The organism is Mycobacterium sp., assembly GCF_049673265.1.
Taxonomy (GTDB): domain Bacteria; phylum Actinomycetota; class Actinomycetes; order Mycobacteriales; family Mycobacteriaceae; genus Mycobacterium.
Map to the genome: position 1 here is coordinate 1 of NZ_JBATXN010000652.1, position 9,953 is coordinate 9,953.

8 protein-coding genes and 2 pseudogenes are annotated in these 9,953 nt (G+C 65.9%); 1 reads left to right on the top strand and 9 read right to left on the bottom strand.

Features of this window, described 5'->3' with window-relative positions:
* A pseudogene (locus WBF82_RS22160) lies at positions 1-314 on the bottom strand (LpqN/LpqT family lipoprotein); the annotation flags it as partial.
* Positions 315-515: 201 nt separating this feature from the next.
* Here WBF82_RS22160 and leuS point away from each other — a divergent pair.
* The gene (leuS, locus tag WBF82_RS22165) at positions 516-3,437 is read left to right on the top strand and encodes a leucine--tRNA ligase (protein ID WP_424385079.1); all 2,922 of its coding nucleotides are present in this window, start codon (positions 516-518) and stop codon (positions 3,435-3,437) included.
* A 9-nt stretch (positions 3,438-3,446) separates the two neighbouring features.
* Here leuS and WBF82_RS22170 read toward each other — a convergent pair whose 3' ends face one another.
* From WBF82_RS22170 to WBF82_RS22205, 8 genes and pseudogenes are all read right to left on the bottom strand, one after another.
* Positions 3,447-4,112, bottom strand: coding sequence for an SDR family oxidoreductase (locus WBF82_RS22170; protein WP_424385080.1), 666 nt, complete (start codon positions 4,110-4,112; stop codon positions 3,447-3,449).
* 105 nt (positions 4,113-4,217) lie between these two features.
* Positions 4,218-4,727: a MarR family winged helix-turn-helix transcriptional regulator gene (locus WBF82_RS22175; protein ID WP_424385081.1), complete on the bottom strand. Its 510-nt coding sequence runs from the start codon at positions 4,725-4,727 to the stop codon at positions 4,218-4,220.
* A gap of 54 nt (positions 4,728-4,781) precedes the next feature.
* Positions 4,782-5,528, bottom strand: a complete 747-nt coding sequence (locus WBF82_RS22180) for an amino acid ABC transporter ATP-binding protein (protein ID WP_424385082.1) — start codon at positions 5,526-5,528, stop codon at positions 4,782-4,784.
* On the bottom strand, positions 5,525-7,309 hold the full coding sequence (locus WBF82_RS22185; RefSeq protein ID WP_424385083.1) for an ABC transporter substrate-binding protein/permease: 1,785 nt from the start codon (positions 7,307-7,309) through the stop codon (positions 5,525-5,527). The genes WBF82_RS22180 and WBF82_RS22185 overlap by 4 nt, the downstream gene beginning before the upstream one ends.
* Positions 7,310-7,329: 20 nt before the next feature.
* The gene (locus WBF82_RS22190; RefSeq protein WP_424385084.1) at positions 7,330-8,007 is read right to left on the bottom strand and encodes a GntR family transcriptional regulator; all 678 of its coding nucleotides are present in this window, start codon (positions 8,005-8,007) and stop codon (positions 7,330-7,332) included.
* Between the two features lie 9 nt (positions 8,008-8,016).
* Complete coding sequence (locus tag WBF82_RS22195) at positions 8,017-8,814, bottom strand: LLM class F420-dependent oxidoreductase (RefSeq protein WP_424385085.1); 798 nt, start codon at positions 8,812-8,814, stop codon at positions 8,017-8,019.
* Positions 8,815-8,831: 17 nt separating this feature from the next.
* The gene (locus WBF82_RS22200) at positions 8,832-9,731 is read right to left on the bottom strand and encodes an alpha/beta fold hydrolase (protein WP_424385086.1); all 900 of its coding nucleotides are present in this window, start codon (positions 9,729-9,731) and stop codon (positions 8,832-8,834) included.
* Between the two features lie 23 nt (positions 9,732-9,754).
* Positions 9,755-9,953: pseudogene (locus WBF82_RS22205) on the bottom strand (DUF1214 domain-containing protein); the annotation flags it as partial.

Consider the following 9,953-nt stretch of genomic DNA (forward strand, 5'->3'; position numbering starts at 1 on the left):
GTCCCGGATTGGGCCGGAACGAGCATCGGCGCCGGCGGCGGGGCTCCTGGAGCTCCCGGGGCGAGCGCGGGTGTGGCCGGGGGCGGCGCCGCGGGGGCTGCGACCGCCATCCCCGGCAGGGGGTAGCCGACAGTCCCGGGTGCCACCGAGGCCGCTTGCGGCGTCACGGCTGGCGCGGGGATCGGAGCGGGATTGGGCCGGGGCGGCAACACCGGCTCTGCCGACGCGGTGGGGCAGGCGAAACCCAGCACACCCACGACGCCGACGGCTAGACCCGCGACAGCTACCCGCCAGCTACGGGCGATCTGCATCATGAGAGTCGGTCCTTCCCTCATCGCTTCACCGGCGATGCATGGGTCGGACTGTAACCAGGCAGAAGTGGCACCACCAGCCGTAGAAAGGATCGGAATCGACCTGGAATACACCTGGGATAAAGCCCTGATCGGTCCGCAACGCAACCGAGACAAAGCCGTCGGCGACGGGCCCGCGGAGGCCACCCTTATAACCTGTTGGACGTGACCGACTCCCAAACGGCCGCGACCGGCACCCATCCTGGTGCCGATCCAGCCGCCGATGCCGATGCCGACGCGCCGCGGTACCGATACACCGCGGAGCTGGCCGGCCGCGTCGAACAGGCCTGGCAGGAGTTCTGGAACCGGAAGGGGACCTTCAACGTGCCCAACCCGGTCGGGTCGCTGGCACCGACGGACGGCACTGACCTCTTGAAAGCGCCTGACTCCAAGATGTTCGTGCAGGACATGTTCCCGTATCCGTCGGGGGAGGGTCTGCACGTCGGTCACCCGCTGGGTTACATCGCAACCGACGTCTATGCTCGCTACTTTCGGATGGTGGGCCGTAATGTGCTGCACGCGTTGGGCTTCGACGCCTTCGGTTTGCCCGCCGAGCAATATGCCGTCCAGACGGGCACCCACCCGCGGACCCGGACCGAGGCCAACATCGTCAATTTTCGGCGCCAGTTGGGTCGGTTGGGCTTCGGCCACGACAGCCGGCGAAGCTTTTCCACCACCGACGCCGAGTTCTACAAATGGACACAGTGGATCTTCCTGCAGATCTACAACGCGTGGTTTGACACCGACGCGAACAAAGCCCGACCGATCGCCGAGCTGATTTCCGCATTCGATTCCGGTGCAAGGCAATTGGATGACGGCCGGCAGTGGGCGAAGCTGTCGGCAGCGCAGCGCGCCGACGTGATCGACGCCCACCGCCTGGTCTACCGGGCGGATTCAATGGTGAACTGGTGTCCGGGACTGGGCACCGTGCTGGCGAATGAAGAGGTCACCGCTGATGGCCGAAGCGATCGCGGCAATTTCCCGGTGTTCCGGAAGCGGTTGCGGCAGTGGATGATGCGGATCACCGCCTACTCCGATCGATTGCTCGACGACCTCGACGTGCTGGACTGGCCGGACAAGGTCAAGACCATGCAGCGCAACTGGATCGGCCGCTCGACCGGCGCCGCCGCACTGTTCTCGGCACGCACCACCGACGGCCAGACGGTGGACTTGGAGGTGTTCACTACCCGACCGGACACCCTCTTCGGTGCCACCTATTTGGTGCTCGCCCCCGAGCACGACCTGGTCGACCGGCTGACCGCCGCCGAGTGGCCGGCCGGGGTGGATCCGCAGTGGACCTTCGAGGGCGCCACGCCAGCTGAGGCTGTCGCCGCGTACCGGCAGGCTATCGCGGCGAAGTCAGACCTGGAGCGCCAAGAAAACAAAACCAAGACCGGGGTCTTTCTGGGCAGCTACGCGGTCAACCCGGCCAACGGCGAGCAGGTGCCGATCTTCATCGCCGACTACGTGCTGGCCGGCTACGGCACCGGGGCGATCATGGCCGTTCCCGGCCACGACCAGCGCGACTGGGAGTTCGCCCACGAGTTCGGCTTGCCGATCGTCGAAGTCATTGCTGGCGGCGATATTTCGGTGGCCGCCTACGCCGGCGACGGGGTGTTGGTCAACTCGGGTTACCTGAACGGAATGGACGTAACGGCGGCCAAGAAAGCCATCACCGCACGGTTGGAGTCCGACGGCCGCGGCCGGGCGCGTATCGAATACAAGCTTCGGGACTGGCTTTTCGCGCGGCAACGCTATTGGGGCGAACCCTTCCCGATCGTTTACGACAGCGACGGTCGTCCACACGCATTGGGCGAGGCCGCGTTGCCCGTCGAATTGCCCGACGTCCCGGATTACTCGCCGGTGCTGTTCGATCCCGACGACGCGGAGAGTGTTCCCGAACCGCCGCTGGCCAAGGCGACCGACTGGGTGCACGTCGAGCTGGACCTCGGCGACGGGTTGAAGCCCTACACCCGCGACACCAATGTCATGCCGCAGTGGGCCGGCAGCTCCTGGTACGAGCTGCGCTACACCGACCCGCACAACTCAGAACGGTTCTGCGCCAAGGAGAATGAGGCCTACTGGATGGGCCCAAGGCCGGCCGAACACGGCCCCGACGATCCCGGTGGTGTCGACCTATATGTCGGAGGTGCTGAGCACGCGGTGCTGCACCTGCTATATTCGCGGTTCTGGCACAAGGTGCTCTACGATCTGGGTCACGTCACCTCCCGCGAGCCCTACCGCAGGCTGATCAATCAGGGCTACATCCAAGCGTTCGCTTACACCGACGTTCGCGGCGCCTACGTGCCGGCCGCCGAGGTGGTCGAACGTGATGGGCGATTCGTCTATCCCGGACCCGACGGGGAGATCGAAGTCTTCCAGGAATTCGGCAAAATCGGTAAGAGCCTGAAGAATTCAGTCTCGCCGGACGAGATGTGCGACGACTACGGCGCCGACACGCTGCGGGTGTACGAGATGTCGATGGGCCCGCTGGAGGCCTCACGTCCGTGGGCCACCAAGGACGTCGTTGGGGCGCACCGCTTCCTGCAGCGGGTGTGGCGACTGGTAATCGACGAGCAGACCGGCGACATCAGGGTGATCGACGGTGTCGATCTCGACACCGACACGCTGCGGCTGTTGCACCGGACTATCGCGGGTGTCTCGGAAGACTTTGCAGCACTGCGTAATAACACCGCGGTGGCCAAGCTCATCGAGTACACCAACCACCTGACAAAGCTGCATCGCGATTCGGTGCCGCGCGCAGCGGCCGAGCCGTTAGTGCTGATGCTGGCACCGTTGGCGCCGCATCTGGCTGAGGAGTTGTGGCAGCGGTTGGGCCACCCGACCTCCCTTGCGCACGGGCCGTTCCCGGTAGCCGACCCGGGCTACCTGGTCGAGGACACCGTGGAGTATCCCGTGCAGGTCAACGGGAAAGTGCGCGGACGCATTACGGTGCCCGCCAACGCCGATGCCGACACAGTGGAAGGTGCTGCGCTCGCCGACGAGAAAGTGCAGGCGTTTTTGGCGGGCGCCACACCGAAGAAGGTGATCGTGGTCCCCGGACGACTGGTCAACCTGGTCGTCTAGGGCAGTCGCCTACCGCGGGCGGAGCACCACCTCGTGAAGGTGACCGTCGGGCGGGGTGGCCACCGCGCGGGCGACTACCTCGGCAACGGTGTCCGGCCGCAGGAACTGGTCGGCGTCGTATTCGCCGCCCTCGAAGGACACCAACTCGCGCTGCATGTCGGTGTCGGTCCGACCGGGGTAGACGGTGGTGACCCGCAGCGACGGCTCGCCCTGTCGCAGTGAGTCGGCGAACGCGCGCAGCGCGAACTTGCTCGCCGAATACGAGGCCATCCCCAGCGACGCCTTGCGCCCTGAGCCGGAGTTGATGAAGACCACCTGACCTCCGGTGCGCCGCAGGGTCGGCAGCAATGCGAGCGTAAGGGCCACTGCACCAATGACATTCACCTCAAAAGTGGTGCGCCACTCGTCGACGCTGGACTCGCCGACCTGCCCGGGGAACGCCACCCCGGCGTTGTGGATCAGCACGTCGAGCTCGCCGATGGAGCTGGTGGCGTCGGGGATCGCATCGGTATCGGTCAGGTCCAGCGGCAATGTCGTGGCGCCGAGTCGTTCGGCAGTGGCTTGCAGCGCAGCTGACGGCCTTCCGGCCAACAGCAGGGTGTGCGTCGGCGCCAGGGCGGTGGCGATCGCGGCGCCGATCCCCCGGCTGGCACCGGTGATGAGCGCGGTCCGCATACCTGCCAGCCTAGGTGCGATCGCAAGCGCGGCGGATGCCGGGCGCAGCGGGTCGGCGCCAGCCCTTAAGGGCAGCAAGGATTTACGCTGCTCAAGCGCGAATTGCTAGGCCTGTTCGCCGGCAGCCTGGGCCGCCGCCGGGCTAGCCACCGCCTCGCTGGCCGCCAACCGCTCCAGCGGCGCGAGCGCCTTGGTCAGCGTCTCCAAGTCGGCTTCGCTGAGCTGGCTCAGTAGCGCTGCCAAGGCGCCGATCCGGTTGGTCAGCGACTCGCGGTGAACGGCCAACCCCCGCGGGGTGATGTCGACGAGGACGGCGCGCAGGTCCGATGGGTCGCGCGAACGCTTCACCAGGCCGATCTTCTCCAACCGGCGGATCGCCACGGTGGTGGTGGGCGTCCGGACACGTTCGTGCGCGGCGAGATCGGTCATCCGGATAGGACCCCGGTCGAGCAAGGTAACCAGGATCGACAGCTGGGCCAGCGTCAGCTCGCCGGCTGTTGCTGCGCCGGCGCTGTGATCGCCGCGGCGCAGGATAGAAAAAAGTTTCGATAGCGTGCGGTGAAGACCCTCAGCCAACTCGGTGAGCTCAGGCACCGTGGCTTCGCGTTCCGCCATAGTTCGCCAGTCTAACCTGTCTGCGGGTCACAAACCCAGAAACTGGTTTTGCTGTCAAAGTACTTGGGACAAGAATCGCTGCAGCCGCTCGGTTTTTGCCGCCTCGAAAATCTGGTCCGGCGGACCGGTTTCCACCACCTGACCGTGGTCCATGAACACGACCGTGTCGGACGTCGACCTGGCAAATCCCATTTCGTGGGTGACGACGAGCATCGTCATGCCTTCGTCGCCCAGATCCGCGATCAGCGCCAGAATGCCCTTGACCAGCTCGGGATCCAGGGCCGAAGTCGCCTCATCGAAGAGCATCACAAGCGGTGTCATCGCCAGCGCCCGGGCGATCGCCACTCTTTGCTGCTGCCCACCGGACAGCGTGCCCGGGCGGCTATCGGCCTTGTGTTTCATGCCCACCCGGTCCAACTGAGCCAGCGCCAGTTCGCGGGCCTCGTCGGCATGCAGGCCCTTGAGCTTGCGCGGCGCCAGCATGACGTTGTCCAGCACGCTGCGATGCGGAAAGAGGTTGAAATGCTGGAACACCATGCCAATCTGCTGCCGCAGCCGATTCGGATCGTCGCCCAACACCGATCGTCCGTCGAGCAGGATGTCGCCGCGGTCGGGCTCGTGCAACCGGTTCAACACCCGCAGCAGTGTCGACTTGCCGGAGCCCGACGGACCGATCACGGCCACAGTGCGGCCGGCCGGCGCCTCGATGTCAACCCCGCGCAGCACCGCATTTCTACCGAAAGACAAGTGAATGTCTTTGGCTGCCAACGAAACCGACTGCGGCGCAACGCTGTCCGTCACGTCATTTCCTGGCTGGTCATCGTGGCGATTTGGTCCAGCGGGTCCGCCTGCTCGCCCGTAGCCCGGCCGTGGCGAAGTCGGCGGTCGACGAGGTTCACCAGATGGGTCAGCGGGATGGTCAAGATCAAGTAGAAGATTCCCGCCGCCACCAACGGTGAGAGGCTGCCGGTCTGCGCGTTGAAGTCCCGGCCGACCTGAAACAGCTCTCGTTGACCGGCGATGAGCCCGAGGAAGTACACCAACGCCGAGCCTTTCAACAGCGCGATGAACTGGTTGACCAGCGCGGGCAGCACCCGCCGGATGCCCTGCGGTATCACCACCAGCTGCATCGAGGCGCGGTAGCTCAGTCCCAGCGCGCGGGAGGCTTCCAGCTGTCCGGCCTCGACGCTTTGGATGCCGGAGCGGAAGATCTCGCCCATGTATGCAGCCGCCGTCAGCCCGAGCGCGGCGATGCCGAGCGGGTAGGGATTGTTGTGGGTCAGTCCGCCGACGATCGGGCCGACGCCGAGCCCGATCAGCAAAATGATCAGCACCTCGGGCAGGCCGCGGAAAATGTCGGTGTAGGCGCGGGCCGGCCAACGTAGCCAGCGGGCTCGCGAGATACCGGCGACCGCCAGCGCAATGCCGACCGCCAACCCGATCAGGCTGGAGCTGACAGTCAGGATCAGCGTGTTCGGCAGCCCGGTCTTCAGCAGCACCGGGATGGTCTGCTTGTAGAGGTCCCAGTCGAAGAACGAGTCTCGCAGCTGGGCCAGCGTCGATTTCGGTGGGGCGGCCTCGTCGATCCCACGATGATGCCGCTCGGCGATCGCCGCGAAATCCGGCAGGTGCGGCGTCAACGCCGACTTCGATCCCGGTTTCCAGCCCCGCGGCAACGGCCGCGGTACCCAGTCGGTGTACAGCCGCGCCCAGGTGCCGTCAGCGATCACTGCGTCTAGCCCGGCGTTCAGCGCGTTGATCAGCGGCTGGTTGTCTTTGGCCACCGCATAGGCCACGTAATTACCCAGGCCGAACGTGTAGCCGGCGATGACCGCGGTATCGCCGGGTCGCATCACGTTGGTCGCCTCCATCGCCGGCGCTACCCACGCGTCGATCTGATGGGTCTTCACGCTGGTGTAGACAGTGGTGAAGTCAGGGAACTTCACCGGCTCCAGATGCAGGGTGTCGACGACGTAGGCCTCTTCGACGGTGCCCTGCACGACGCCGATCCGCTGGCCGGGGCCCAGGTCGTCGAACCCGTTGATCGCCGAACCGGACGGCACGATCAGCGACAGGTAACCGAAGTCGTAGCCGTTGGTGAATCCGACTGTGCGACGGCGCGCGTCGGTGGCCATGATCGACGACGAGCCGACGTCGAAACGCCGCGACGCGACCTGGGCCAGCAGCCCAAAGAAGTCGGTCCCGGCGAAGACGATGTGTAAACCCAGCTTGGCGGCGATCGCCCGCAGCAGCTCGTTGTCATAACCGGTGAAGCGCCCTGCGCTGTCCAGGCAGCTGGTTGGGGGACCCCCCGGCTGGGTGCCGACGGTCAGCGTCCGGGGTGTATGCAGGCCCAGCGCGTCAATGTTCACCGAACTCAGCGGCTCGACGTCGGGGGTTGTGTACTTGTCCTCCTGAGGCCGGTTGGCGGTGGCCAGCTTCCGCGGCAGGGCGATCGCGCCGTCTGCTCCCGTCGGCTTGCACAGGTTGGTGTCGGCCGCGACCGGCGGCGCCGATCCGAGGCTGCACGTCAGCAGGATCGTGGCGATCAGCGCAAGCAGCTTCCCGGCGTTGACGTTCATAACGGCGAACGTACCGCCGGTCAGAACGCGGCCGCGGATCTACCCGATGGTGAAAGCACGCGGCGCCGAACCAGTTCGGTAACCATGACTTCGGCCATCAATTCGGCGCAGCCGCTGCATGCGGCCCGGGCACCTTCGGGGTCGCGGTGCCGGATGGCCGTCGTCTCGTCTTCGTAGAACGGCAGCATCTCGGCAACGATGCTCGGATAGCTCAGCAAGAACGCGGGCGGAATCAGACCCTGCGAAGCGCGGATCGCCGCGCGCAGTCGGGGCCCGGCGTACTCATCGTCGATGGCGCACCGATACTCACGTGCGGCCCGTTGGAAGGCGCGGGGTTCCTTGCAGTGACGCAGACTGCGCAATATGACGTCGAGCCGTCCGAGGATGTGTGCGGTGGGGTTCGCCGCGGCGCGCGCCGACGCGATGCCGTTCAGCACGCCGTGCAACTCGTAATGCTCGAGGATGGAATCCTCGTCGAAGCGCTCGACGAACGCGCCGCGGTGATAGCGAGTCGACACCAGCCCGTCGTGTTCCAGCTGCACGATCGCTTCTTGAATGGGGACGCGGCTGATGCCTAATTCCTTGGCGATTTCGTTGCGGTCGACGCGGTCGCCCGTGCGCAGCTTGCCCGTCAACACCTGGTTGAGGATGTGCGCAACAACCTGGTCCTTCTCTTTGGCCCCGTAAGTCTTCGGCATCTTGTGCACCTACCGGCGGTCACGCCAACGACACAACGTCTCCGCGCCGGTTAGGTCGTAGTCCGGGCCGGACGCGCCGATGGTCAGCAGGTTCACGCCGAGCTCGGTCAGCTCCTCGGCCTCGGCGATCAATCGTTTGACATCCGCGCCGCCGGTCTCGCCACCCACCGCAGCCGACCGTTCGATGCCGGCCGGGTCACGCCCGACCGCGGTGCAGTGGTCGGCCAGCACCTTCGACTTGGCCGGGTAGTCGGCCGCGTTGGTGAAGCTGTGCCAGATGTCGGCGTGCTCGGCGACCAGCCGCAAGGTCTTTTTCTCACCCCCGCCGCCGATCAGTATCGGAATGTCGCGGGTGGGCGCCGGATTGAGCTTGGGCAACCGGGACTTGATCCGCGGCAGCGCAGCGGCTAGGTCATCCAGGCGGCTCCCCGCGGTGCCGAACTCGTAGCCGTACTGGTCGTAATCCTTGCGTTTCCAGCCCGAGCCGATACCCAGGATCAGGCGGCCGTTACAGATGTGGTCGACCGTGCGGGCCATGTCGGCCAGCAGCTCAGGGTTGCGGTAGGAGTTGCAGCTGACCAGGGCGCCGATCTCGATGCGCGACGTCTGCTCGGCCCACGCGGCGAGCATCGTCCAGCATTCGAAGTGGGTGCCGTCCGGATCGCCGTAAAGCGGAAAGAAGTGATCCCAGTTGAATGCGACGTCGACGCCGATGTCCTCGCAGCGGCGGACCGCGTCACGGATGTTGCGGTAATGCGGGGCGTGCTGCGGCTGAAGCTGTACGGCGATGCGAACGGGCGAGATCATATGGCCACCGTAAGCACCTACCCGTCGAGCACTCCGCGCAGGATGTCGATCAGCGCGCGAGGTTGGTCGCTTTGCACCGAATGTCCGGAATTCTCGACGACGTGCACACCCTGGAACGCCCGTGCACGCTGTCTTAGTTCGGCGGCGTCCTCGTCGGTGACGAAGCCCGAGCTGCCGCCGCGTACCAGCGTGATGGGCGCCGACAGCCCGGCGACGTCACCCCACAGGCTGTCGAAGTCGGGGATCTCCCGGATGGTGTCGTAGCGCCAAGTCCAGCAACCGTTGTCGAGCCGGTGTGAGTTGTGAAATACCCCGCGGCGCAACGATTTCGGATCCCGATGTGGCGCCGCGGCGGTGGTCAACTCCAGCATCGCCGCAAAGCTGGGGAACTCCCGCTCGCCCTGCACCAGCGCCACCGTGCCGAGCTGCTCGTTCGTCATCTCGGAATATCGCTGTAAGGCGGACGGGGTGACGTCGACCAGGACGAGCGCACGCACCAGCTGCGGTGCGACCGCGCCCAACCCGATTGCGGTGAGCCCGCCCAGCGACATGCCGACGACGAGGTCGGCATGCGGCGCGAACTCGCTGAGCACCGGGGCCAGGGCGGCGGCGTTGTTCTGCGGCGAATAGTTGCCGTCCTCGCGCCACGCCGAATGCCCATGCCCGGGCAGGTCGACCGCCAAGGCCGGTTGTCCTAGACCGACGATCACGGTGTCCCAGGTGTGCGCGTTCTGTCCGCCGCCGTGCAAGAAGACGATCCGCGGCGAGGTGTCACCCCATTGCAGCGCGCTGATCGAAGCGGTGTCGATCCGCCGCACCGGGGGCAAAGGACCTGAAACGCCCGCCTGCTCGGCGTTTTCGGACAGCAGCGCGAACTCGGAGAGTCCAACCAGTTCGTCGTCGGAGATGTCGGTCACAAGCTTGACCCTAGCGCCGGCGTCTACAGCACATAGCGACGTCGAATACCGTGGAACCTCTCCCACATGGCGGCAGTCCGCTGTGCCGGGCTCACCATGGCGGTGTCGGCGGGCAGATTGCTGTGCAGCTCGTCGTATCTGACTACCCGGGTGTTCAGCACGGCGGGTTGGCCCTTGAGCATGTGGCGGTAGGTCACGTTGCCGCGTTCGAAGCCTTGAGTG

Bases quoted from the DNA above. Each gene is read 5' to 3' on its own strand.
- WBF82_RS22185 (WP_424385083.1), bottom strand. From the start codon at position 7,309: ATGAACGTCAACGCCGGGAAGCTGCTTGCGCTGATCGCCACGATCCTG.
- WBF82_RS22190 (WP_424385084.1), bottom strand. From the start codon at position 8,007: ATGCCGAAGACTTACGGGGCCAAAGAGAAGGACCAGGTTGTTGCGCAC.
- WBF82_RS22170 (WP_424385080.1), bottom strand. From the start codon at position 4,112: ATGCGGACCGCGCTCATCACCGGTGCCAGCCGGGGGATCGGCGCCGCG.
- WBF82_RS22195 (WP_424385085.1), bottom strand. From the start codon at position 8,814: ATGATCTCGCCCGTTCGCATCGCCGTACAGCTTCAGCCGCAGCACGCC.
- WBF82_RS22175 (WP_424385081.1), bottom strand. From the start codon at position 4,727: ATGGCGGAACGCGAAGCCACGGTGCCTGAGCTCACCGAGTTGGCTGAG.